The sequence below is a fragment of the Streptomyces sp. CB01881 genome, assembly GCF_002953255.1.
Classification (GTDB): domain Bacteria; phylum Actinomycetota; class Actinomycetes; order Streptomycetales; family Streptomycetaceae; genus Kitasatospora.
Genome location: NZ_CP026498.1, coordinates 11,249,369 through 11,273,971 on the forward strand (window position 1 = coordinate 11,249,369; position 24,603 = coordinate 11,273,971).

22 protein-coding genes and 1 pseudogene are annotated in these 24,603 nt (G+C 70.5%); 10 read left to right on the forward strand and 13 right to left on the reverse strand.

Features of this window, described 5'->3' with window-relative positions:
- Positions 1-86 precede the first annotated feature (86 nt).
- Positions 87-1,124 (reverse strand): hypothetical protein, encoded by a 1,038-nt coding sequence (locus C2142_RS38555; protein WP_148647420.1) that lies wholly within the window; start codon positions 1,122-1,124, stop codon positions 87-89.
- A 32-nt stretch (positions 1,125-1,156) separates the two neighbouring features.
- Positions 1,157-1,504, reverse strand: a complete 348-nt coding sequence (locus C2142_RS38560) for a hypothetical protein (protein ID WP_148647421.1) — start codon at positions 1,502-1,504, stop codon at positions 1,157-1,159.
- 603 nt (positions 1,505-2,107) lie between these two features.
- Here C2142_RS38560 and C2142_RS38565 point away from each other — a divergent pair.
- Entirely contained in the window at positions 2,108-3,034 is a 927-nt protein-coding gene (locus C2142_RS38565) for a hypothetical protein (protein WP_148647422.1), read from the forward strand.
- Positions 3,035-3,671: 637 nt separating this feature from the next.
- Here C2142_RS38565 and C2142_RS38570 read toward each other — a convergent pair.
- Complete coding sequence (locus C2142_RS38570; RefSeq protein ID WP_148647423.1) at positions 3,672-4,523, reverse strand: NAD(P)H-binding protein; 852 nt, start codon at positions 4,521-4,523, stop codon at positions 3,672-3,674.
- 276 nt (positions 4,524-4,799) lie between these two features.
- Complete coding sequence (locus tag C2142_RS38575) at positions 4,800-5,681, reverse strand: SDR family oxidoreductase (RefSeq protein WP_148647424.1); 882 nt, start codon at positions 5,679-5,681, stop codon at positions 4,800-4,802.
- A gap of 86 nt (positions 5,682-5,767) precedes the next feature.
- On the opposite strand from C2142_RS38575, the gene C2142_RS38580 reads away from it, so the two are divergent.
- The 3 genes from C2142_RS38580 to C2142_RS38590 all read left to right on the forward strand — a co-directional run bounded on the left by C2142_RS38580 (position 5,768) and on the right by C2142_RS38590 (position 7,712).
- The gene (locus C2142_RS38580) at positions 5,768-6,346 is read left to right on the forward strand and encodes a TetR/AcrR family transcriptional regulator (protein WP_148647425.1); all 579 of its coding nucleotides are present in this window, start codon (positions 5,768-5,770) and stop codon (positions 6,344-6,346) included.
- A gap of 106 nt (positions 6,347-6,452) precedes the next feature.
- Positions 6,453-6,818, forward strand: coding sequence for a hypothetical protein (locus C2142_RS38585; protein ID WP_148647426.1), 366 nt, complete (start codon positions 6,453-6,455; stop codon positions 6,816-6,818).
- Positions 6,819-7,160: 342 nt separating this feature from the next.
- Positions 7,161-7,712 carry a YceI family protein gene (locus C2142_RS38590; RefSeq protein WP_148647427.1) on the forward strand — a complete coding sequence of 184 codons (552 nt, stop codon included), beginning with the start codon at positions 7,161-7,163 and terminating at the stop codon, positions 7,710-7,712.
- A gap of 887 nt (positions 7,713-8,599) precedes the next feature.
- Here the strand turns inward: C2142_RS38590 and C2142_RS38595 are convergent.
- Positions 8,600-9,409 carry a hypothetical protein gene (locus tag C2142_RS38595; RefSeq protein WP_148647428.1) on the reverse strand — a complete coding sequence of 270 codons (810 nt, stop codon included), beginning with the start codon at positions 9,407-9,409 and terminating at the stop codon, positions 8,600-8,602.
- 314 nt (positions 9,410-9,723) lie between these two features.
- On the reverse strand, positions 9,724-10,392 hold the full coding sequence (locus tag C2142_RS38600; RefSeq protein WP_148647429.1) for a hypothetical protein: 669 nt from the start codon (positions 10,390-10,392) through the stop codon (positions 9,724-9,726).
- A gap of 200 nt (positions 10,393-10,592) precedes the next feature.
- On the opposite strand from C2142_RS38600, the gene C2142_RS38605 reads away from it, so the two are divergent.
- Complete coding sequence (locus C2142_RS38605) at positions 10,593-11,384, forward strand: hypothetical protein (protein WP_241003081.1); 792 nt, start codon at positions 10,593-10,595, stop codon at positions 11,382-11,384.
- 270 nt (positions 11,385-11,654) lie between these two features.
- On the opposite strand, the pseudogene C2142_RS38610 reads toward C2142_RS38605, so the two are convergent.
- From C2142_RS38610 to C2142_RS38625, 4 genes and pseudogenes are all read right to left on the reverse strand, one after another.
- Positions 11,655-12,182, reverse strand: a pseudogene (locus C2142_RS38610) (transposase); the annotation flags it as partial.
- A gap of 364 nt (positions 12,183-12,546) precedes the next feature.
- Positions 12,547-12,849, reverse strand: a complete 303-nt coding sequence (locus tag C2142_RS38615; RefSeq protein ID WP_148647430.1) for a hypothetical protein — start codon at positions 12,847-12,849, stop codon at positions 12,547-12,549.
- A gap of 218 nt (positions 12,850-13,067) precedes the next feature.
- The gene (locus C2142_RS38620) at positions 13,068-14,750 is read right to left on the reverse strand and encodes an IPT/TIG domain-containing protein (protein ID WP_148647431.1); all 1,683 of its coding nucleotides are present in this window, start codon (positions 14,748-14,750) and stop codon (positions 13,068-13,070) included.
- Positions 14,751-15,418: 668 nt separating this feature from the next.
- A complete protein-coding gene (locus C2142_RS38625; protein WP_148647432.1) occupies positions 15,419-16,015 on the reverse strand; it encodes a hypothetical protein in 597 nt (198 codons plus the stop codon).
- Between the two features lie 282 nt (positions 16,016-16,297).
- Here C2142_RS38625 and C2142_RS38630 point away from each other — a divergent pair, with 282 nt between their 5' ends.
- Positions 16,298-16,861, forward strand: coding sequence for a hypothetical protein (locus C2142_RS38630; protein WP_148647433.1), 564 nt, complete (start codon positions 16,298-16,300; stop codon positions 16,859-16,861).
- A gap of 47 nt (positions 16,862-16,908) precedes the next feature.
- The gene (locus C2142_RS38635; RefSeq protein WP_241003083.1) at positions 16,909-17,442 is read left to right on the forward strand and encodes an EF-hand domain-containing protein; all 534 of its coding nucleotides are present in this window, start codon (positions 16,909-16,911) and stop codon (positions 17,440-17,442) included.
- 780 nt (positions 17,443-18,222) lie between these two features.
- On the opposite strand, the gene C2142_RS38640 is transcribed toward C2142_RS38635, so the two are convergent.
- Positions 18,223-18,966, reverse strand: a complete 744-nt coding sequence (locus C2142_RS38640) for an IPT/TIG domain-containing protein (protein ID WP_148647434.1) — start codon at positions 18,964-18,966, stop codon at positions 18,223-18,225.
- Positions 18,967-20,207: 1,241 nt separating this feature from the next.
- Here C2142_RS38640 and C2142_RS38645 point away from each other — a divergent pair.
- A complete protein-coding gene (locus tag C2142_RS38645; protein ID WP_148647435.1) occupies positions 20,208-22,001 on the forward strand; it encodes an IPT/TIG domain-containing protein in 1,794 nt (597 codons plus the stop codon).
- Here C2142_RS38645 and C2142_RS38650 read toward each other — a convergent pair.
- Positions 21,967-22,296, reverse strand: coding sequence for a transposase (locus tag C2142_RS38650; protein ID WP_162002670.1), 330 nt, complete (start codon positions 22,294-22,296; stop codon positions 21,967-21,969). The two genes, C2142_RS38645 and C2142_RS38650, sit on opposite strands and share 35 nt — an antisense overlap.
- A gap of 339 nt (positions 22,297-22,635) precedes the next feature.
- The gene (locus C2142_RS38655) at positions 22,636-23,349 is read right to left on the reverse strand and encodes an IS6 family transposase (protein WP_148647437.1); all 714 of its coding nucleotides are present in this window, start codon (positions 23,347-23,349) and stop codon (positions 22,636-22,638) included.
- Between the two features lie 190 nt (positions 23,350-23,539).
- On the opposite strand from C2142_RS38655, the gene C2142_RS38660 reads away from it, so the two are divergent.
- Both C2142_RS38660 and C2142_RS38665 read left to right on the forward strand, forming a co-directional pair.
- Positions 23,540-23,695, forward strand: coding sequence for a helicase associated domain-containing protein (locus C2142_RS38660; protein WP_153882865.1), 156 nt, complete (start codon positions 23,540-23,542; stop codon positions 23,693-23,695).
- A gap of 398 nt (positions 23,696-24,093) precedes the next feature.
- Entirely contained in the window at positions 24,094-24,459 is a 366-nt protein-coding gene (locus C2142_RS38665) for a hypothetical protein (RefSeq protein ID WP_148647438.1), read from the forward strand.
- Positions 24,460-24,603 lie beyond the last annotated feature (144 nt).

A 24,603-nucleotide genomic window follows, 5' to 3' on the forward strand; every position in this document is an offset into this window, starting at 1 on the left:
CCCTGTGCCGCCCGACGGCGGTGGCCTTCGGCCTCAACCGTCTCCCCGCACCCCACCGCGACCGGGGAGTGGTCTCTCGGCCGGTCCTACGGCCGGTGGTCGTAGATGTTGAGCCCGCCGGTGATGTCCGAGCCGTCCACCCAGAACGTTCCCGCGTTGCCGAACCGGTCGTAGGCGACGATCTGCGGGGTGAACCACGTCTGCCACGTGTTCAGTGGCCCGTTCGGGATGTGCCATCCGTCGCCACCGGTGATGGAGTGCACCCAGCTGAAGCAGAGGTACCGTTCGGGGTGGTTCCGGTCGTAGATCTTCGCGTAGTCCCACCACTTGTTGCTGTCGGGGAAGTTGACCACCTCCCCTTCGCTGTGCCCGTCGTTTTCGACGACGTAGTACGCGGAACCGTGCGGCTCGCGGTACCAGACGTAGCCGCCGTAGAAGTTCTTGCGGTTGCTGTCGGGAGTGATGTGGGAGGAGAAGAACCCGTCGTAGCCGTCCTCGCTGAAGTAGGAGCTCACCGAGAAGGTGACGAAGTAGTTGTCCGCGGACTTCAGGGTCAGGTAGTAGTTCCAGGCGTCCGTCGTCACGTACTTCGTGTTGCCGCCGTACTTGGTCGACGTGTGAGAGTAGTCCCAGGTGATGTCCCCCTTCATGTAGGTCACGGCCGTCCGCGGATTGAGTTTGATTTTTTCCTGGTACGTTCCGTTCAAGGAGCTCTTGACGATGTCGTCGCTGTCAGTCTTGACCTGGACGCCGATCGACTTCGGGCTCACTCCGGGGGCGCAGTACACGTAGAACGTGATCAGCTGGGTCCCGTCGTCGCCGAACGAGACTTCGGCGCGCTCGCCGGACAGGCCGGGGGCGGCGGTGAAGGCGTTGGTGGTGTCCGTGTAGCACCAGCCCGAGCTGCCCTTCCAGTTGAGTGTCGACTCGGTGACGTAGTCGATCAGCCACATGCGGTTGAGCAGGTGGGAGAAGTCGACCTCGATGGGATTCCCGTCCTTGTCGGTCGGCGCGACGCTGATCATCACGCCGATCCGGTTCCGCCCGTTCGCGTAGATGTCACATGTCTCGTCGCCGCTCACGAGGATGATCGAGAGCTTCGACACACTCGTCCATGTGGACATGGGTTATCTCCTTCGTTAGTGGGCGATCGCAGTCACGGCGACCAGCATGCCCGCCCGCACCGCTGGGCAAGGCCGGTTTCACTCCTTCGGTACCGCCCCTTGACAGCCCCGCGCGAACCGGCCCACGAGCACGCCGTTTTGACGCGGCGACGCGCATCACCGAGGCTGCGGCGGCCGGGCAGCGCGTGCTCGACCTCGGTGGAGAACGCGACCAGGTGCCCGATGCCGCCCTTGGCGAGAAGGCCGGCGACGGCGGCGACGTCCAGGGCATGCTCGGAGAACACCGCCGCCGAGCCCTCCCGCTCCGGGCGCGGCGCCGACAGCTTGGCCCCGGCGGGAAGCAGTGCTGCGCGCGGTGGCCGGCCGCGGTCGGGCACCACGGCTTGCGTCCGTCCGGCAGCCGCAGCTCCTGGCGCACCCTTCCTGCGTCGCGCAGGTCCGGCGGGGCGTCCCGCACCGCTCGATCGTTCGCCTGTCCCGCGCAGGCGAGCATCCAGATCTCTCGTGCGGTGCAGCGCTGAAACAGAGCCGGTGCCACCAAGACCCCAGCTCTCACCGACGACGTCGAACCCCGCTTCCGACGCACATCAGCAGCAAGCAGAAGAGGGTTGTCAGATTCCCGGCCGAGACCGGACCCGGGCCCTGAGCTGCCAGAAGAGGCCCGGCGTCGGCGAGGTGGTATTCGAGGATCAGGTTGTGGACCTGGCGGGTGCCGAGCGTGGCCGCATGTGGCGCTGCGGCTCGGACAGGCGGTCCTGCCCGAGCCGCGGTGAACCCTCTGTCAGAGGTTGATCTGCAACGTGCTCGCCGACGTAGCTGGCGCCCATCGCAAGCCGAACATCAGTCAGCTGTGCGACGGGTGACCTGGCACGTGCGGCGGCGCCGGCCCCTGACCAGGCCGAAGAGCGCCGCCGCCGAACCATATGCCCCCGTGTGGCGTCTTCTGCCCCAACATCAACCCCCGATCAAGGAGCTGCCCCACCGTGAAGGTCCACCCCGTTACCGCCCTGTTCCCGATGCTCGGCCCCGACGAACTCCTCGACCTCGCCCAGGACATCGAGAGCAACGGGTTGACCGAGCCCGTCATCCTGGACGCGGACGGTGTTCTCCTGGACGGTCGCGGCCGACTCGCCGCCTGCGACCTGGCGGACACTGCACCCCGCTTCACCACCTATCAGGGTGACGATCCGGTCGGCCTGATCGTGTCCGCCAACCGCGACCACCCGAACACCACCCCGGGCCAGCACGCCATGATCACCGCGATGGCACGCGCACTCTCCCCGCACGCGCTCCCGTCCGGCACCGCCCGCTGCGGCATCAACGTGACCCGGCTGTCCATCGCCACCATCGTGCTCGAACACGCCCCCGACCTCGCCGAACAGGTCCGCACCGGCGCCCTCGCCCTCAACGCCGCCTACACTGCCGTCCGCAGACGCAAGGCCGACGCCAAGGCCCTTCTCACCCAGCACGCGCGACTGCGGCAGCACGCCCCCGACCTCGCCGAACAGGTCATCACAGGCGACCTCGCCCTCACCGACGCCATCGCGGCCCTCGACGCCCGGCAGGAGGAGGAACACCTCCGCCGGCGCGTCGAGGAAATCGACGCCATCCGCCTCGCCGACGGCGCCACCACGCCGGCCTTCGTCCCGACCGCTGAAGCCGGCGCCATCGACTGGCGTCACGCCCATCAGAGGGCCGAGCAGTACCTCGCCCAGCGCCACGATGCCATCCGCCACGTCCAGCACAGCCTGTCCGGCATCGCGGAACTCTGGAGCGCCGTCCAAGACCTCGCCCACCACCCTCGGAGCCCCTACGCCCGGGAAATCCTGAAGGGCCTCACCGGTCCGGCCCGCACCCTCGCCAACCGCCTCATCGCTCTCGAAACCGCCTGCGCGACAGGCACGGTCTGACCCGCACCCCGCCGCCGTTACGACTGAGACGGCGATCCGGAAGTCTTCTGCGGCGGCGCGGTAGAAGCACCGGCCCGCAGCGCACGCATGGGGGCGGCCGGGCCGTGTACGGGCCCGGCCGCTCGCGGGCTTCGCGGGCCGCCACGACGGCGGAGCAGGGCCTGCGGCGTCGCCGGGGGCGGATGCGGGGAGTGGTGGCGGCCCTGCGGGGAGGGGCCGGGGTTGGGTCTGGCGGCCCCTCAGACAGGGCGGAGACGGGGCGTAGCACGGGAGAGCCAAGAAGAGACGGCCTGGCGGCCGCAGGGGCCGGGGCCCGCGGCCCCCGCGGTGGATGCTGGGGCCCAGGGGCCTGGCGGCCCCTTGGTAGGTGGTCTGGGGGTGGCACCTGCGGCGCCCCCCAGGGGTCGGGTGACGGGACCGGTGCGGGGGCGGAGGAGGAATGGCGGTCCGACGGCTGGAAGACGGGCACGGTCAACCCCGTCCTGCGCGTACCGTGAAGACAGGGCTGGGTGGGTGCGCCGCTGCGCGTTCCACCACTGTGGCCAGGGTGGGGGAACCGGAGTGCCGAGCAGGCCGGGCCCCGTATGGCCGGTCAACGCGACAACCGGGCCCCGTATGGCCGGTCAGTGCGACAAGCTCAGCGGAAGTCGTCGGCGTGGTCGACGGCCCACTGGGCGTAGGTATGTGCGGGAGCGCCGGTGATCTTTTCGGCGATGGCGGAGGTCACGGCCACGACGCCGTCGGCGGCGGCCCACTGGCTCACGATCGCCTCGGCCACGACCGGATGCATTGTTCTGGCGACTTCCGCGCGGGCCTGCTCGTCGGAGATGTGTTCAACCCGGATATGACGGCCGATGGCCTCGCCGATGTGCTCGACCTGGCGTTGCAGGGTCAGGGACTCGGCCCCGTAGATGGTGTAGGTCTGGTGCGAGTGGCCCGGTTCGGTCAGGGCGGTCACCGCCAGCGCCGCGATGTCCTTCTCGTGCACCGGTGCCGACTGTGCGAGCGGATAGGGAAGGCGGACGACGTTGTCGGTGCGGATCGATTCGGCCCACCAGGTGCGGGTGTTGGTCGCGAATGTCCCCGGCCTGAGGAACGTCCAGTCCATGCCGGACCGTTGGACGGCCTGCTCGATCGTGCGGTTCAAGCGGGCGACCGGGTGGTCGGCGTCGGGGTCCAGGACGACCGACACCGACGAGAGCAGAACCACCTGCCGGATCCCCGCGGCTGCGGCCGCCGCAGCGACCTTCTCGATGTCGTAGGGCTTCTGGGGGTCGAGCATTCCGTACAGGAACACCTTGTCGGCACCGTCGAGCGCTGCGGGCAGCGTCTCGGGACGCCCCAGGTCGGCGACGACTGCTTCGTACCCAGGCGTCGAGCCCGTGGCTGGGATCCTGCTGACTGCTCTGACCTGTTCGCCGGCGGCCAGCAGGCCATCGGCCACATGACGACCGACGTTACCGCGGGCGCCGAAGACAACTGCCGGCATGATGAAACCTCCTGCTTGTTGTGGACATGAATTGCTCCATTGGCGTGGGTGGTGCGAGATGTGTCGCTGCACGCGGGTGGCGGACCGGCGTCGGCGGGCCTGGTCGTCGGCGATGGTGTGGGGGGGCAAGTCGGGAGCCGGAGCGCGTTGACCGCGGGATGTGCGGGTACGAGATGTCGCTGGGGCGGGACGGTCGGTCGCGAGTGACATGGGTGAGGGTTTTCCGCCGTCAACGTGAGTGTCGGCAGCGGGTCCGCCCCGATCGTCGGTCGCCGATCAAGGCTGGATGTTCTCCAGGTCCTCCAGAAGGCCGGGGTGCTTCGGCTCCCAGCCGAGCGCCTGCCGGGTGCGGGTGCTGGACGAGGGCTGGTCGGCCCTGAAGATCGGGCCGAGCGGGCCGTAGGTCTCCTCCGGCACCGACTCGACCGGCAGGCCCAGCCGTCGGCCGATGACGGCCGCGATGTCGCGCACCTCGTCCCCCTCGTCGGCCACGGCGTGCCAGGCGGTGCCGGCCTGCGCCCGCTCCAGGGCGAGCCGGAAGAGCACGGCGGCGTCGAGCGCGTGGACGGCGGGCCAGCGCTGTGTGCCGTCGCCGGGGTAGCCGGAGATCCCGCTCCGGCGTGCCATGCCGGTCAGCAGGCCGGCGAACCCGCCCGCGCCCTCGTGGTGAACCGTGCGCGGCAGGCGCACGGCCGTGCTCCGGACCCCGCGCGAGGCCAGGCCCAGGACCGCCGTGACCGTGCGGCCGCGGCCGCCGACCGGCCCGTCGGTCGGCACCGGGTCGGCCTCGGTGGAGGCACGGCCCGGCACCCAGGGCGTACCCGAGACGGTGACCAGGGGGCGGTCGCTGCCGACGAGTTCCTCGCCGAGGATGGTGAGGGCGGCGGTCTCCTCGGCGACGTTCCGGGCGAGGGCCTCGGGGCTGCTGAAGTCGTTGCCGAAGGCCAGGTGGATCACCCCGTCGGCCCGGGCGGTGCCGGAGCGCAGGACGTCCAGGTCGGCGAGGCCTCCTCGCAGCGGCTCGGCGCCGGCCGCCTCGGCGGCCTGCGCGGAGGCGTCGGAGCGGGCGAGCGCGAGGACGGTGTGGCCGTTGCCGAGGAGTTCGGCGACGACGGCGGAACCGATCAGGCCGGTGCCGCCGGTGATGAAGACGTGCATGGAAATCCTCCCAGGAGTGATGGGACTCTTGTCCCATCACCCTAGCAGAGTGATGGGACAAGAGTCCCATCACGTATGCTGAACCCATGGGTCGATGGGAACCAGGTGCGCGTGAACGCCTTGTCGTGGCTGCGGTCGACCTGTTCACGGAGCAGGGGTATGACGCCACGACGGTCGCGCAGATCGCCGAGCGTGCCGGGGTCACCAGGAGCACCTTCTTCCGGCACTTCCCCGACAAGCGTGAGCTGCTGGTCGCCGGACAGGAGACGCTGAGCCGGCTGCTGGCCGAGGGGATCGCCGACGCGCCCGGCGACGCCAGCCCGCTTGAGGCAGTCGCCTCCGGTCTCGAACGCGCCTCGACCGCGATGGGCCCCGGGAGCCGCGAACTCGCCCCCCGCCTGAAGGCGGCCGTCGCCGCCAGCACCGAGCTTCAAGAGCGTGACACCCTCAAGACCGTCAGTCTCGCGGCCGCGATGACAACCGCTCTGGTCGCCCGCGGCGTACCCGATCCGACTGCGGCTCTCGCGGGCGAGCTGGGCGTCCTCGCTTTCAAGCGGGGGTACGCCGAATGGGCCGAGGACGACCGTGGCGCCGAGGACGAGCTCGCCGGGTACACCCTGGCGGCCCTGGACGAACTGCGTGCGGCGAGCGCATCGCTGGGCTGACCGGACGAGCATCGTCCAGGCCGCCACCACGGCACCCTGCCCGCTGGGCCACCGGACGACCGGCCGCGGTGATCACCACCGCCGCCCGGCCGGGAGAATGGGGCAGGTGACCAGCGCCCAGCCCCCGCCCCGTGCCATCAGCGCCCTGATCCCCGACGCCCGCGCCAAGGCCACGCCCGGCGAGAAGGCCGCCGCCCAGCTCGCGCACCTGCGGTCGGCGACCGTCCCGGTGCCGATCCTCGCCGCAGCCGCCGAACTGATCGCCCCGCAGCTCGAAGACCCGGACCAGGCCACCCGCGAAGCCGTCGGCACCGTCCACGCCCCCAGCGGTGGGGCCGGGCCACGATGGCGGCCCGATGGCCTGACCGTCCGGCGGCCCGGCTGTCGGACGGACGGTCAAGCCGCCGATATCCTCCTCCGTCCAGCGCGGGCCGACCCGGCACCATGGTGCCGGGTGCGGATGCCGTCGTGACCGGACCGGCGCGACCACATCGCGCCGCGCACCACCGGGGAGTCGAGGATCGGAGTCGAGCACCAACTCCAGATCCGTGACCGGCCAGACGATCTGGCCGCCGTCGAACAGCCAGGTCGCCGCCCACCGCCGCGGCCCGCCCTCATCGAGAACCAGCCGCCGGCTGTGGACTGCGAGCGAGGCCGACAGCGGCGAGGCGGTGATCCAGGGTCACTGCTCAGGGTGCAATTCGTCTACGGCCAGGCGCGTTCGGCCAGGTCGGGAACGGCTGGCCCCTTAGCGTGATTCGGGAACGATCCAGGCGGGCGTCGTCGGGATCCGGCCCTACGGAGGTACCTACCCATGACCGTCTCAATCCCTGAGCTCACGGGGGACTACATCCTCGACCCGGCCCACACCCGGATCGGGTTCGTCGCACGCCACGCCATGGTCACGAAGGTGCGCGGCTCCTTCCACCGGTTCGAGGGCGCCGCGCATCTGAACGGCGCCGACCCGGCCAAGTCCACCGGCCAGGTGGTGATCAAGAGCGAGAGCATCGACACCGGCGTCGAGCAGCGCGACCAGCACCTGCGCACCAACGACTTCCTGGACGCGCCGAACTTCCCCGACATCACCTTCCGCACCACCGGCGTCGAGGCGTTGTCCGACACCGAGTACCGGGTCACCGGCGATCTCACCATCAAGGACACCATCAAGCCGGTCACCATCGACTTCGAGTACACCGGCAACGCCGTCGACCCCTACGGCAACCTGCGTGTCGGCCTGGAAGGCTCGGTGACCATCTCCCGCAAGGAGTTCGGCGTCACCTGGAACGCAGCCCTGGAAGGCGGCGGCGTCCTGGTCGGCGACAAGGTCGTACTGGAATTCGACATCTCCGCGATCAAGCAGGACTGAGGTCCCAGCCGGCCGGGGCCCCGGCCCATGAAGCGATCACGCGGCGCGGTCCTCGAGGCCAGGGCCGCGCCGTCACAATGCCGAACGTCTCCCGTGTTATCTCTTGCCGGCCGACAGAACCGCACCCATGTGTCGGAGTCTGCGGCCGGACGAAGAGCCGGCCCGACGGTCGCAAGGCACCGGGGCCTGCGGCCCCTTGGTGGGTGGCCGGGGGGTGTCGCCTGCGGCGCCACCGAGAGTCGGGTGCGGGAGCGCGCGGGGCGCAGCACGGGGCGGAGACGGGAGACCCAGAGGGGGCTGCGGCACTGACCGGAGCAGTGGCGGCGAAGGCGCCCGGACGGTGGCGGCGAGCTCCAGCAGTTCCTGGTGGCCGGCCTGCCCGCCGTCGGTCAATTCGACGCGCGAGGAAATGAGGGCGTCGGCGACCGCGTCCTGGTGGCCTTCGGCGCGGCGGCGCCGGTATGCCTTGGAGGAGCAGGCCCGGCCGCAGTAGACGGGTCGGCGGCCGGCGCCGGAGGTGCGCAGCGCGGTCTTGCATTCCGGGCAGTGTGGTGGGTCGGGTTCTGCCTTGATTCCTCGCGCGTCGATTCCGCTGGTGGCTTCGTTTCCTCGCGCGTCGAAACTCTGATCCATGATCGGGATCGTAACCGGCTCTGCGGATGTCCGGTCTCGGCGAGCCTGGCGGAGTCTCGGGCAAGGTGGCGGTCGCTGCTCCGGCTTCATGGTGAAGTTGGCTAACTTGGCGGAAGGTGAGTTACCTCCTCCCCCAGACGGACCAGAAGAGCAGCCAGTGGTAGAGGTTGCTGTGTGCCCAGTTACGTCCGCCACCGGCCCATTCGCCGAGGTAGGCCTTTGCCTGACGCTTGGCCCCTCTGCCTGTGGCGGCCCTACGGCCCGTGTCGGCGACGGAGCCTGTTCGGGGCCAACTCCAGGAGGACGTCTTTGACGTCGAAGGTCTCGCCCAGCCGGGCGTGCAGGTGGTCGAGGGATTCCTTCAGGGCGGCGAGTTCCTGCTGAGGCTGGGCCCGGAGCAGGTAGTCATTGACTTCGCGGTAGAACCGCTCGACAGCTTCCTGTGGAATGTTCGGATTGGTGGCGGGGTCCCACGGGTGCAGGGGAATGATGGGGGCCGGGTGACGGATCTCGAGTGCCGCTCGGAGTCGAAGGCCCGGCCTGCGGACCCTCCCCTGGCCGGAGTTGGCGCCCGGGCGGGGCTCATACTCCAGGTCGAGGTGTCCCCGGCCGAGCCGGTCGACTATCTCTTCCAGGATGGTCAGTCGCCGCACCTTTCCCTGGGCGATGAATGAGACAGCGCCGTATGCATCAGGGTCGATCAGGGTGAGGACTTTCCAGACTTCCAGCATGTCCAGGTGGAGCTGTTCGAGCGTGGTTCGCTGACAGTCGAGATTCCGGTGGAGGCGAACCCAGCGTCCGGAGTCGGGGTAGGGCTCGCGGGAGCCCTGGGCACGCAGCTCCGCGAGGTGCTGCCACCAGCTCTCGCGCTCAATGTATGCCTCACGGATGTGCTCCAGGTCAGCAACGATCTCCTCGCCGCGGTGCACGATCGCGTACCCGGTCACCGGAACGTCGAACATCGCCGCGCCCAGGCTGCGCATCTTGGCGGCGTCCCGCCGCGACATGGCGGTGGGAAGGAGGCTGATCAGCGCGGTGACGATGTCCTTGATGAACTGATACACCTAGTTACTCCCCCCGTGCCCGCTCCCTGGCCCTCCACGGTAGGCCAACAGCGGTGGCCAGGCGCCAGATTCCCGGGCAACGCCCTACGTTCGGGCTCCCGGGAGCAGATCCGCCATAGCAAGCCATTCCGAAGAATCGCCATGATCCCTAAGCGTGAAACCCTCCTCGCGCAGTCTCAGGAGCTTGGCGAACCGCAGCTCACCGGGACCGGATCCGCCACATTCGTCGAGACCGGACAGCGGACACCGCCGCGCCCGGTGCCCACCACGCAACCAGGTGGCGGGCCACCGAGCCGGCGCCCGGTGGTGGCGGGTCAGGTCTTCAGGACGCGGCTGATCTCGTTCGGGGTCTGCTGGGCAAGGGCCACCAGGGAGTCGAGATGGCCGATCCAGGGCCGGTCCATGTACGTCGGGTGGTCCACCGAGAGGCGGGCACCAGCCGCGGCGGCCCGGTCCATCCGGTCCTCGATCGCGGCGTCGCCGAGGCACTCGTAGGCGGTCTCGACGAGGTCGAGCAGTTTGCGCCGCTCCTCGCGGTACAGCTTCAGGTGCTCTTCCTCCCGGTTGAGGAGCCCGTCGACCGGGACAGCGACCGCACGCTCGAACTCAGCCAGGGTCGGCTCCTCGCACAACCGCCCGACCACCGCTTCGGACAGCGGCGGGCCGCCGGCCGCCAGCCGCTCGAGGATGCTGATCCCGAGCACCGTGAACGCGCTGGCGTACCGCCACAGCAGCACTTCCAGCTCGTCCGCGCACCGGACCGCCGCACTCGCCAGGCCGCGGAACGCCTCGACCTCGAACGCGAACCGCGTCTCCTGGGCACGGCGCTCGGCGTTGGCTTCCCACACCCGGGCCCGGTCCTCCGCCGCGAGCGCCGAGCGCAGCTCGACGTCGAGCGTGCTCACCGCCTCGCGCAGCGACACGAGCGCCTCGTACTCCGCCGAGCCGAGTCCTGCCAGAGCCTTGCGCGCCGGGAACTCCATCCCGCCCACCCCCTCGTCGCTGAGACATCCAGCAACGTAGCCAACCCGTCACGGATCCCGCAGCCGAACGCCCGGCTTCCGCCCGGCCCCGCGAACAGCGCTGCACGCGGTGCCGCCCGGCGCGTGGCGGGGCCGGCATCCGGCGCGGGCTGCGACAGCACAAGTACACCGCTCGCTCGAAAACGCTATAGCTTCGGCCTGTGACCGACGCACCCAGCCAAACCGACGCCGCCTTGCCGGACGAGCTCCCGCATCACCAGACGCTCCTGGACGAGACGGACTGGGCGTCACTGGCCACCCCGTGCGGGACAGGCGAAATCCTTCCGGCAGCGCTGGCACGCCTCCTCGATCCCGATTCGGGCACCAGAGCTGCGGCCGTCGTCGACGCCCTCGGGGCGGTGACCCACCAGAACAGCATCTACGAAGCCACCGTGCCCGTAGCGCTGTATGTGGCGGCCATTCTCAACCATCCGGCCACCGCGACGGGCGACTACAGACAGGATGCGGACCGGGCGCCGCATCGTCCCACCCGCGCGGCACTCCTGGACTGGCTCAGCAGCACCGCCTACGACGCCGACGACGAGAACGTGGCCGTCGGCGAACGCCACTGCGGAAAAGAGTTTCTCGACCACTATCAGGAGATGCGCGCGTTTCGCGACCTGCGTCCAGTGCTCTACTCCGCCGTCCAGCCTCTCCTTGGCCACGACGACGCGGAGGTACGTGCCGCAGCCGTCGTTGCCGCCATCCCCTTGGTGGAGCACCCGGCTCTCGCTCTGCACCGAGGAGAGTTGACCGACCGAGCCCGCAATCTACTGGCCACCAGCACGGACCGTTACAAGCGCGACCGTGTCTTCGACGCGCTGAAGGCGTGGGGACATGACACGAGCGGCCTGGAGAACGCGGACGACCTGAGCGCTCGCGAACTTCGTGCCCGTCGCATAGCCGAACGCGCTTCCTGGGCGGGTGGTTACGCCGAAGAACCGCCGTTCTGACTCAAGGAGTGGCAGTGCCCCCAGCCCCGGCTAATTACTGAGCGGTCGCCATCTTCGAACGTGCTGGTCGGAGAGGCTGGCGTGACGGCTCTCCGGGGTGCTCGTGCTGGTCGCGGGCGGGAGTCTGCCGTGTAGATCGTCTGGCAGAGGGGTCTTTGCGGATTCCGGTCCGTCCCTGTCCGCACGGCTCCTACGCTCCGGCTCATGGTGGATCCCGATGTGCTGGAGCGGATCGCCGCGCGCCGCGCGGAACTGGACAATTCCGCAGCGTTCGGCGACCTGGTCGGGCAGGACGGTGCCGGCGGCGTTGTCGTGGGCGGAGGCGGCCGGGACGACGACGCCGATGATCAGCCCCATGACGTCCACGGCCAGTCCCTGCTTGCGCCCCGACACCTTCTTGTTCGCGTCCGGTCCCGTCGTGGTCTTCGGGACACCGGCGGCCGCGCGGACGGACCGGGTGTCGATGATCACGAGGGACGGGTCCCCTGATCGGCGGGCTCTCTCCCGCACCTGGCGGCGCAGGAGTTCCTGGATCCGCTGGTCGGGCCCGTCCTGGCGCCACAGGCCGAAGTAGTAGAACACCGCCGACCGGGACGGCAGGTCATGGGGCGGGTACCGCCACTGACAGCCCGTCCGGTTCTGGTGGAAGATCGCATTCACGATCTCCCGCAGATCACAGGACCCCGGATCCCCGGTCGCCAACCGCGACACCCGGTCCTGCTTCCAGGCCGTGATCATCGGTTCGATCAACGCCCACCGCTCATCCGATAAGTCGCTCGGATACGCCCGCCTGTCCATGTGCTGCAGAACATCACCCGAACCCCGACTGGCACGCCAGTACGGCCAACGTTCACACGTACGAGCGATCACGAAACAAGAGAAAAGGGACTTAACGTCCACTCATTCGACGACGAGGACGACCAGGACGACGTGCCCGGCGAGCTGGACGCCGCGCTGGAGTGGGCCCGCGCCGGGGTGTGCGTCCTCCAGCAATCCCTGCCCTGGCCGTTCCGCGACGTCCTGGCTGGCAGGGCCGGGGTCTATCCCTGCCGGGGACACCAGCACGTCTGGTGTCTGGTCCGCATCCCAGGATGCTGAGTACTCGGCGCCCATCCCTCTGGCTGAGAGCTCGGGAGGGAGGGGCGTCGGGTGTCGGGGCGGTCTATCCGCAGGCTCCCGTCTGGAGTTCACGCACCGGCGCGCGGAGGTCGATGACTGCCACGCCGTTCGGGGCGTCGATGCCGCCTTTGCCGAAGCGGATCCAGACCGGGACCGCGCCAGCGTCGCGGGCGAAGGCGAGTTTGGCGGCGGAGGACGGGTTGGGCGCGGAGTCGATCTCCATGACGATGTCCGCGGCGCCGAGTTGGCGGATGACGGTGTCCAGGCGGCCGTAGCGGGTGGCGCCGGGCTCTGGTGCTGACCACTTGGGCGACCGGGCGTACGGTGAAGACGCGGCCGTGGCCACCCCGCGCCTGCCCGGCGGGACCGGGCGGGCGCGGCGGCCCGCGAGGGCGGGAGCGCCGACACCGCGCCGAGGCCGTCGCAGCAACTGGTCGAGCTCGCTCAGGCCGGTTTTGTGCCGGTTGTCGGCCACGCCGGGCCGCAGGTCGACTGGGGAGGCGGGCCGCGGCGCCGGTGTCGGTGGGCGGGCCCGGCCGGCTGTGGTCGGGTCGGCGTCCGGGGTCAGATGGCGGGGCTGTCGAGGTAGGTGTAGGTGCTCTGGGTGCTGCCGCCGATGGTGGTGACCGTGATGGTGATTCCTCCGGTGGGGTGGGGCGGGGCGGTGGCGGTGATCGTCTGGTCGGAGATGACGGCGAAGGGCGCGGGGGTGTTGCCGAAGGTGACTTCCTGGGTGGTGGCGAGGTTGGCGCCGGTGATGGTGACTTTGGTGCCGCCGCCGGTGGGTCCGGTGTCGGGGTTGACGGCGGTCACGGAGGGTGCGTCGACGTAGGTGAAGGTCAGGCCGGTGGCGTTGCCGGCGGGGGTGATGACGGTGACGGGCACCGGGCCGGAGGTCGGAGCGCCGGGGATGGCGACGGTGGCGGCGGTGTCGGTGACGGACTGGACGGGGGCCACTCGGGAGCCGAAGCGCACCGAGGTGGCCGAGGCCAGGTTGGCGCCGGTGATGACCGCGGTGCCGCCGCCGGTGACGGGGCCCAGGGTGGGGCTGATCCCGGTCAGCAGCGGGGCGGGGCGGTAGTAGAAGGCGCCGAAGACGGCAGTGCCGCCCGGGGTGGTGACGGTCACAGGGACCGCGCCCTGTCCGGCCGGGGCGCGGACGGTGACGGAGGTCGCGGTGTTGGCCAGGATGGCGGCGGGGCTGTTGCCGAAGCGCACGGAGGTTGCGCCGGCCAGGTCGTGACCCCGGATGGTCACGATGGTGCCACCGGCGGTGGTGCCCTGGCCGGGTACGAGTGTCAGAGCGATCACCCTGACGGCGTTGTCGGCGTTGTCCGTCACGTACAGCCGGGTCCCGGTGGGGGTGACCGCGACGCAGACGGGGCCGTTGCCGACCGGGATGCTGCCGGTGGCGGTGTTGGTGGCGGTGTCGATCACGCTCACGGCGTTGTCGGTGAAGTCGGCGGTGTAGACGGCGGTCCCGTCCGGACTCACGGCCACGAAACGCGGCAGGGTGCCGACGCCGATGGTGGCGATGGCGGTGGTGGTGGCGGTGTCGATCACACTGACGCTGTTGCTCCCCGCATTGCAGACATAGGCGCGGGTGCCGTCCGGGCCGAAGGCGACGATCACCGGCACGTCGCCGGCGGTGAAGCTGCCCGTGACGGTGTTGGTCGCGGTGTCGATCACACTGACGGAGCTGTCGCCGACGCAGCAGACGTAGGCGTGGGCGCCGTCGGGGGTGACGGCGACGCCGACCGGCATGGGGCCGGTGGTCACGGTAGCGGTGACGGTGTTGGTCGCGGTGTCGACCACACTGAGGGTGTTGGTGCCCTGGCTGGTGACGTAGGCGCGGGCGCCGTCCGGGGAGAGCGCCACCGCGACGGCTGCGGCACCGACCGCGATGGTGGCCGTGAGGGTGTTGGTGGCAGTGTCGATCACCCCGAGGGTGCCGTCGTCGAACAGGGTCACGTAGACGCGCGTGCCGTCCGGCGAGACCGCCGTGAGGAACGGGCTGCCAGCGGCGGCGATGGTCGCGGTGACGGAGTTGGTGACGGTGTCGATCACGCTGATGGTGTTCGACGCCCGGTTCGCGACGTAGGCGCGTGCCCCGTCCGGGGTCAGGGCCACCCCCAGCGGGGAGCTGCCGACGGGGATGGTGGTGCCGGCCGGTGGCAGCAGCGTGGAACGTTGCGATGGCAGCGCGACGGCGGCCAGTAGCGGATCAGGTCGGGTCAAGACGCTCATGACGCAGCCTTTCTGAGAGCACGTAGTCAAGCGACCACGCAGGAACGGCTGCGACCGCCTCCAGCATGTTCCCCGGCAGAGGATGGGCGGCCCGCCGCTTCAACTACTTAAAGTGACGCACGATGTCAAACAGGTGACAAGAGTCGGTCGTGCGGCATCACCCGAACAGCCCAGCGCACAGGGACGGCGCTCGCCGAAACCCGGTCCGACAGGACTCCGCTCGCTGCCCCATGTCCTGATTTCTCGTCATGCGGCCACGCTAGGGCTCCAGAGCGGAAAGCTACGTTGAGGCTCACGCTCAGGCCGACCGAACGGCACACCGTCCGCCGGGGCGCCGACCCACTGGCCACGTTTACCTGGCCGCCGATCCGGTCGTGCCCCTAACACGTGTCCCTTCGACGGGTTGGCCAGTTGATCGGATGTGTCCATCCGATTAGTGATCACCTGCGATGTGGGACCGGATCGAGCCGCGATGCCTGCAGACCCGGTCCACGGACGTCGATGAGCCGACCGTCGTAGAACGCCCGAGGTCCGGTTGGGGTCGCGGCCGGTCCCCGGAGCGGCCTGGCACTGGTGGAAGGTGGCGGCCCGCCCGGTGCCGCCGTTGTCCGTCAAGGAACGGGGCGACAGCGGGGTCGGCACCGGTCTCGGAGCACGCACGGCGACCATCACCGGGGTGCAGCCGTGCCGGGTGACGTCGCGGGCGGGGCATCCGCGGCCCCGCGTGCGATGCGGGCGCGGGCGTCGGCCGGCAGGACGACGAGGTACTGCCGGTCGGTGTCCTCGACCCGGGCCAGCGTGACGGAGGTGCCGGCCGCCGCGAGCGCCTCGGCGGCCGGCCCGGCCTCCTCCGTCATCCGGTCGAGCCGCGCGAAGTGCCGGGCGAGGTCCTTTGCCGGGCCGGTGATCCAGACCGCGATCCGCGCACCCCGGCGCAGCGTGGCGAGCAGGTCCGTCCGCAGCGGCCCGTCTTCGGCGTCCTGGAGGAGCAGGTCGTGCAGGCGTTCCTGCCCGCACGGCCGGGACGGCGCCGCCTCGGCCAGCACCCGGCACTTGCGGCACGAGGCCAGGCCCCGGGGCCGGAAGTGGTGCAGGAACAGCTTCAGGTACCGGCCGCGGATCCCGCACAGGGTACGGCTCCCGCCCCCGGCGTGCTCGACCCCGGGCACGCCCTCGACCTCGACGGCGGGGAACCCGGCCGGCTCGCGTGCGGTGGCGAACGACCAGGCCCCGCCCGAGTCGCCCATACCGGGAGTGTCGGTCATGCGAGGCAGCATGCCACGCCCGAGACCACCACCCGCGTGGCGGAACAGGCGCAGCCGCACGGCTCACACACCGCGCCCTGTGGCCGGGTACAGCCCCGAATGCAGCACCACGCCTCCCACCACTGATCATCCGGAGCGGAGACCAACACGGTCACCGGCTCCCGCCTGGTCGGAGCGGGCAGCAACGCCGAGACCGGGTGCGTCGCCAAGGCGGCCTACCGGCACGCCCACGAACGGACGCCGGTCACCGCCACCGGCACCACCGGCCGGTACGTGTACGGCATGACTACTCCCCGCCGCCCATGGCGCCCCGCCACAACCCTCCTGTTCGCCCTGTCCGCCGCGGTCCCGCTGCTCACCGGATACCCGGCCCACGCCGACCCCGCCGAGCCCACGACCGACGCCACCTGTGTGCTGAACGCCCACGGCGCCTTCGCCACCGCCGTCGCCCCGGGGGGCGTCGACCTCCCGGCGCCCAACACGCTGGCCATGACCGGCACCGTGTCGTGCGTGGACGCCGCCGGCGCGCCCCTGGCAACCGGGGCCTTCGAGCGCACCGTCACCATGCCGGCCACCGAGTGCACCGGCGACGAACACGGGGACACCTCCACCACGAACGTCCACTGGACCGACCAAACCGCCTCCGCCTTCAGGTTCGACAAGATCGACGTGGTGAAGGTGAACGGCACCGCCTCGCTCGTCATCACCGGCGGCGTCACGGCCGACAGCGCGCGCTTCGCCGACGACACCATCAACGCGGTGGGCACCAGCACCGGCACCGGATGCGGCACCCCGGCCGGCGAGACCGCCGTCGACTCGACCATCGTGCTCCGCCTCGCCCACTGAACCTCCCAGCCCGCCGGCACCCACCCGTACGTGAAGGAAGACCCGACATGCCCCTCCCCCGGACTGAGCCGCAGACGGCCCCGGCCCACGACGGATCCCCGAAGGCCCGCATCTACGCGATGCTGGACACGGACGGAGACGGCGTAGCCTCCCGCCACGACTACTTCGTCCGGATCGACCGGGCCCAACAGGCAACCGGACGCGGCAACGACGACCCCCTGGTCATCGCCGCCCGCGCCACCGGCGAACGGGCCTGGGCAGCGATGGACGCCAACGGCGACGGCCTGATGACCTACCAGGAGTACGCCGCCTGGGTGGACGCCGAGAAGTTCGACACCGTCTGCCAGTACGCCCTGGGCGCCCTGTTCGACCTCGCCGACACCGACCAGGACGGCGCCCTGGACCGCCTGCAGTTCACCCTGCTGCGCCAGGCGCTGGGCAACCGGGGCGACAACGCCGACGCGGCCTTCGACGCCCTGGACAGCGACGGAGACGGGCGCGTCAGCCGCGCACAGTACCTGGCCTCGATCCGCGCCTACGTCACGGGCGGCGACTCCCCCATGGGCGACGCCCTGTACTGACCGCCTCGGCCACCCGCGACCTTGCTCGGGCTGCGCCCTCGGGCGCCTCGATGCCAGGCGGAGCTTCTCGTGGAGGAGGCGGACCTCCCACCACGGGTCGAGCCTGCTGCGCCGCTGCTGCTTCCGGTCCTTGCCGGTGGGCACGGGCAACCACAGCGGTCCGAGGCCTTCGACCTCCCGGGTCCGGGCGCAGTCCGGGCACTCGGAGGCCTCCGACGCCGCCTCGGTGCCGCAGCTCCCGGCCGGAGCCCTCGGGGCCGCCCAGAGGGCCCTTGCAGGTCCAGCAGGGCGGGCGGCTCCACGTGGGCGGTGCGGGCTGCCTGGAGGCGTTCCCGGTCCTCGCGGCGGACTTTGGCGGCCTTTCGCCTGGCGTGGCAGGGGTAGTAGGTGCCGCCCTTGCGGTGCGTCCAGTAGTCGCGCCTCTCCTGGTGCCGGACCTTCTCCTCCTTCGGGACCTGGCCGCAGTCGGCGCAGGCGAGGGTCCGCATCAGGTCGCGGTGGGCCTGGCGGGCCTTCTTCTCCCTCTCCTTCTGGCGCTGATCGTAGGCGGTGCGGTTGTTGGGGTTGTCGAGCGCGTCGGTCAGGGAGTGCCGGCCGCGGCTCGGTCCTGTCTGCGACATGCCCCGCATCGGTGCCGGGCGGGAGGCGGACATCGCTCTTCCGCCCCCGCCCCCGCCCGCCGCCACCGGTCGCTCGCGACCATGTGCGAGCCCGGGCGGAGAAGTTCTCCGCCCGGGCGGCTGAAGGCCTGCGCGACGCGTCCGCCGCGTGGGGTCGCCGTTAGATACCGGGGCCGGCCACGTAGGTGAAGGCGCCGACATCGGTGACGGAACCGCCGGTGGTGGTGACCACGACGTCGGCCGCGCCGGCGACGCCGGGCGGAGTGACGACGGTCAGCTCGGTGGCGCTGATCACCGCGAACGGTGCCAGGGTGCCGCCGACGGTGACCGACCCGGTGGTGGTCAGGTTGGTTCCGGTGATGGTGATCGCGGTGCCACCGGAGGTGGGGCCGGAGGTCGGCGTCAGAGTGGTGACCGTGGGCGCGTCCACGTAGGTGTAGGACAGCCCGTTGTTGGTGCCGCCCGCGGTGGTGACGCTCACCGAGACCGATCCGGCCGCCGCCCCGGCCGGCACGACGGCGGTGATCTGGCCGTCGGAGACCACGGTGGGAGTGACGGCGTTGGCGCCGAAGTTCACGGCGGTCGCGGTGGACAGGCCGGTGCCGGTGATGGTGACGGTCTCACCGCCGGCGGTGGCCCCGGACGTCGCGCTCAGCGAAGACTTGAACGGCGCGCCGATGTAGTAGAACGACAGCGGGTTGCTGGTCCCGCCGCCGGTGGTCACGGTGACGCCGACCGTGCCGGCCCCGGAGGGCGAGATGCAGGTGACCGAGGTGGGCGTGTTGGCGGTGATGGTGGCCAGCTTGCTGCCGAAGTGCACGGCGGTGGCGCCGGACAGGTTGGTGCCGGTGATGGTGACCGTGGTCCCGCCGGCGGTGGATCCCTGGTTCGGGCTGATAGGCATGGTGTTCCTCCTGGACGATGGTTGGAACGAGTGGGAGTGGAACCGTCCTCGGCAGTGCAAGCGGCCCATGGCGCCGACAAGCCGGCCGGTGGTCGGCCAACGGGATTGCTCGTCTTGGGTGTTCATCGGCGAGAGCGGAGTCTGCGGCTCGGTGGTCACACGGGACGGCCGAACAGTCGATGTGGCCACATCGAACTCCGGAGCCCGGACGGCGCCCGTGGGAACCCGGATGGTTGAGGCTGCCGATTCCCCGGCTCAGGCCGATCTGACGGTGGTGAAGGTGTCCGGGTGAGGTGCGCCGGACCAAGAACCGGCCTGCCCGACGGCAGTCCGGAGAAGGCGGGCCGGACGAGACCTGGGCCCTGATCACATGTGATTCGCCGCGCCGGCTGGTGAAGAACCCAGCCCTCTACGGGGTGCCCATCGCGGCGGCAGACCTGGGGGCTGACGGTAGGCCGACTGCCGCTCCCCCGGAGAGGGATGGGCGCCCACCCGGTTGGATACGTACACTAATCCATTTGCCGGACGGCGGCCGCAATAGTCCTGACGATGCATCACTCTAATGGCCGAGCGTCCGCAGCCGCAAAAACGCCCCCGTGGTGGCGACCTGCCGGCGAGGCGCCCGGTGACCTGCGCATCTCGGCCCGGTTGCACCGGCGGCGGTCAGCGATCGACGGCCCGCGGTCGATTCCCGGCCGAGCGTCGACTCCCCGCCCGCGCGCCGGACAGCGGTCGGCGATCGGCTTCCCCTGCCGCGCGACGCACGGCAGGCGTCATACGGCGTGACTGCCGATGCGACACGCTCTGCCATTCGGGTGATCTACCGTCAGGGCTATTGCGGCCGTCGTCAGGCAAATGGATTAGTGTACGTATCCAAACCGGTGCGCGCCCGTCCCTCCTGCGAGGGAGCGGTAGTCGGCCCATCGCCGACCCGAAAGGGCGGTCCGGGGTGAATGGCGCCCCCATGGGCACCCCGTGGAGGGCCGGACCTGCCAACCGGTCCGGCAAACTCACACTCCGTCCCTTCTCCACCACCGTCCGATCGGCCTGAGCCGGAGATCTCCCGCAGTGCCGGCCGCCGCAACTCCACTGCAGACGGCGGCTCTCGGCGGCATGATCGCGCCGTTCTCCCCCGTCAACGACACGACGTCGCCCCCAGCCATCCCGCCCGGGGAGCGACCGCGCGTCCACCCCCTCGTCCCGAGGGCCGTGCACACCACCTCCACCGATAGGGGCCCCGCATGACGAAGTCCCAGAGTCCACATCCTGTCGCCGCACCCGCGGCGACCCTGTCCGCGCCGTCGTTGGTCTCGCTCACCCCCAACCAGGGTTCCCCCAGCGGCGGCACAACGGTCACGATCAGCGGCGGCTCCCTCACGGGTGCGACGGCCGTGAAGTTCGGCACCGTGAACGCGGCTTCGTACACCGTCCTGTCGAGCACGGTGATCAGCGCCGTGTCCCCGGCGGGCAGCGGCACCGTGCAGGTGACCGTGACCACCGGAAGCGGGACGAGCAACGGCCTGCCCTACACCTACCTGGCACCGTCGTTGGTCTCGCTCACCCCCAACCAGGGTTCCAGCAGCGGCGGCACAACGGTCACGATCAGCGGCAGCTCCCTCACGGGTGCGACGGCCGTGAAGTTCGGCACCGTGAACGCGGCTTCGTACACCATCCTGTCGGACACGGTGATCAGCGCCGTGTCCCCGGCGGGCAGCGGCACCGTGCAGGTGACCGTGACCACCGGAAGCGGGACGAGCAACGCCCTGCCCTACACCTACGTGGCCCAGCCGACGCTGACGTCGGTGACGCCGGGCCAGGGCTCGTCGGCGGGCGGCACCATCGTCACCCTCACGGGCACCAACCTGAGCGGCGCGACATCGGTGAAGTTCGGTGCCACGCCGGCCACGTCGTTCACCGTGGTGTCCGCCTCCCAGATCACCGCCACCGCTCCGGCGCAGGCCGCGGGGCCCGTTGCGGTCACGGTCACCACGCCGGGCGGGACGAGCAACGGTCTGACCTACTTCTACCTGAGCGCGCCGGCCCTGACCTCGCTCAGCCCGGACCAGGGGCCGGTCTCCGGCGGCACCACCGTGACCCTCACCGGTGCGAACCTCTACGGCGCGAGTGCCGTGTCGTTCGGCGGCACACCCGCCACGGCGTTCACGGTGGTGTCGGCGACCCAGATCACCGCGACCGCTCCGGCCGGCACCGGTACGGTGCAGGTGACGGCGACCACCGCCGGCGGGACGAGCAACGGACTGCCCTACACCTACCTTCAGGTACCGACGCTGACGTCGGTGACGCCGGGCCAGGGCCCGTCGGCGGGCGGCACCACCATCACCCTCACGGGCACCAACCTGAGCGGCGCGACATCGGTGAAGTTCGGTGCCACGCCGGCCACGTCGTTCACCGTGGTGTCCGCCTCCCAGATCACCGCCACCGCTCCGCCGCAGGCCGCGGGGCCCGTTGCGGTCACGGTCACCACGCCGGGCGGGACGAGCAACGGTCTGACCTACTTCTACCTGAGCGCGCCGGCCCTGACCTCGCTCAGCCCGGACCAGGGGCCGGTCTCCGGCGGCACCACCGTGACCCTCACCGGCACCAACCTCACCGGTACCAGCGCCGTCTCGTTCGGCGGCACACCCGCCACGGCGTTCACGGTGGTGTCGGCGACCCAGATCACCGCGACCGCTCCGGCCGGCACCGGTACGGTGCAGGTGACGGCGACCACCGCCGGCGGGACGAGCAACGGACTGCCCTACGGCTACGTGCCCGCCCCGACACTGACCGGTCTGGTGCCGAGCCAGGGGCCGGTCTCCGGCGGCACCACGGTGACCCTCACCGGCACCGGCCTCACCAGCACGACCGGCGTCGTCTTCGGCACCACACCGGTCGCCTTCACCGTCGTCTCCTCCACCCAGGTCACCGCCGGCGCCCCGCCGGGAAGCGCGGGCCCGGTGTCCGTCACGGTGACCACCGCCGGCGGTACCAGCAACAGCCTCACCTACACCCGGGTCGAGCCGCCGAGCATCTGACGTCCGACAGCCGGCCCGGCACGTCCGTGAACTTCTCCAGCAGGTCGGGGGCGGCCACCGAGTCGTACATGTCGGCCGGGGTGACGGTGACTTCCAGCAGCAGGCCCGGGGGGTCGGTCAGGACATGGCGCTTCCTGCCGTCGCGGAGCTTCGCGCCGTCGTAGCCGCGGCTGTCGGCGGCGACGGTGTCCGCGCCGTCCACCGGATGGGCGTCGATGATCCCGGCGCTCGGCTCCGCGGACCGCCCCCGCTGCTGGCGCTCGACGCGCCGCAGGCGTTGGCACAGCTCGCGCACGTAGCCGGGCCAGCACCTTACTCCATCCCCGTCGGCGCCATCACCGTCACCACGGCCGACCAACTCGCCACCATCGCCGGACACTCCCCGGGACCGGAGAAACCCACGAAGATCGACAAGTAGTTTTTCGGCGGCTCCCTGGTGTCGCAGTGGCGGCAGTAGCGGAGTTGGAGGACTTGCCTCGGGGCACCCGAGCAGAGCTCAATCGCCGAGGAGTCGGGCGGCTTGCGCTTCCCGGCCGGGTGGCCGGGAAGCGCAACGACGGTGTTGTCAGGTTGAGTGAGTCTTGGGGGGTGTGTTCCGGTTCGGGGTGTGTCCGCCGTGGTGATGGCGGCTGGTTTAGGCCGCGGCGGGTAGGCCGGGCGCGCCGGTGATCTGGTCCCAGACGGCGAAGCGAATGATCATTTCGGTGCGGTAATCCGTGGCGGTGAACAGGTGGCGCCGGGGCCGGAAGCGGGGTGGGATGGCGCTGAACGCGGCCAGGAACCGTTGTGCCCGGCCGACGGAGCGGAAGCCTTTCATCGCCCGTTCGCGTTGCCTGGTGGGCTGGTGCGAATTCTCGGCCCGGTTGTTCAGGCCCCTGTGGGAGCGGTGCCCGACCGAGGGCATCACCGTGCGGTGGGCGGCACCGTAGGAGCGGAGCCTGCCGGTGACGACCACCCTGGGCACCGAACGGGTCTTCTTCATCGGTTTCCGGAAGAAGCGCCTGGCCGCCGACTCGTCGCGGCGGTTCTGCAGCAGGATGTCGAGCACGATCCCGTCCTGGTCCACGGCCCGCCACAGGTACTTCTGTACGCCGTTGATCCTGACGAAGACCTCGTCGAGATGCCACTTGTCGCCCGGCTTCGGGCGCCGCCGGCGCAGCGCGTTGGCGTAGGCGGCGCCGAACCGGCGTGTCCACTGGTGGATCGTCTCGTGGGACACCTCGATGCCGCGCTTGAACATCAGCTCCTCGACGTCGCGCAGGCTCAGGTTGAACCGGTGGTACAGCCACACGCAGTGGGAGACGACCTCCGCCGGGAAGCGGAAACCCCGATACGACGTCGCGTCCACGAGCAGCCCCTCCAGCGTCCGACAGACAGATGATCATGACACCGGAGAAGGCCTCCACTCAACCTGACAGCACCCGAGACGAAGCCGAAGGTGTCCCGCACCGACCGGTTCCAGCAGGGTCTGGCCGCGCTCGCCCCAGTTCGTGGCGCGGGGGCGGCATCCTCGGGTCCCGCGCCCGCACAAGGAGCCGGTGGAGGCCGTGGAGGCCGGTCCCGGAGGGGAGGAGCGGCTGATGGTGTCGCACTTCGCGCTGGGCACCTGGCTCAACAACCAGAAGGCCCGGAGGGCGAAGCTGACGCCTGGGCAGCTCGCGCAGCTCGCCGAACACGGCGTCGAGTGGGCATAGCGGGCGGTGTTGGGCTTCCCGGGACACTCACGTGATTCCCGTACACGAAGTCGGCAGGTCAGGACCGGTCGGGCCTCCATCGTGGATGGAGGCCCGACCGGGAACCCCGGCTCGGCACCTCAGCAAATGAACCGGACGATTCCCGCCGGACTCACGAGATGCACCGGCCAGAGGCCACTCAAGCCTCGGCACAGCGGTAGGAACTCACACACGACCGTCTCGGCGAAGGGACGGTCTGCCAGCTCGCGGCTCGCCGGGGAGAAGATCGTGGCCGCGGCCGAGAGTCTAAGTTGGGCACAAGCAACCCGATCCCGATTGGCACTGGTCATATGGCTTACAGCTCCAACACCGTCCCGGCTCGCTCATCCTCGAACGCGCGATGGCCGCTGCTCACCACCATGGCGATCGTGACCGTCCCGATTGGACTGGCCTGCACCGTCTACGCGTTCTGGGCCCATCGCCACTACGTCGGCGGACTGATGTGCGTTCCCACCCCCGCGATACCCGTGTCCGCACAGGTCGCCGCATGGGCCGGCCCTGCCATCGGCATACTTGCCGCGCTGTTCCTCTCCATGCTGCTGTGGGCTGCGGCGCGGGGTCAGAACACCACGGCACGGCCTCTCAAGCCGCTGCTGATGATCATCGTGCTCGTCATCGACCTGCTGCTCATCGCGCCGGAGGTGTCCAACCTTCACTTGGTCCTTCCGGACTTCAAGCCGCACAAGGTCACCGCCGGCTTCTGCAAGGAGGGCTACAGCTACTGAGATCGGCGAGCCCGTGATCATGTCGCCGACCAGCCGCACTCCGGGGCGGGGGCGGTGAAGTCGCGCCCGATCAGGTCCGGGACGAACACCGGCTTGCGGGCCTGGCGGGTCAGGCCCGGTCCCTGGCCGCTCATCCAGGGAATC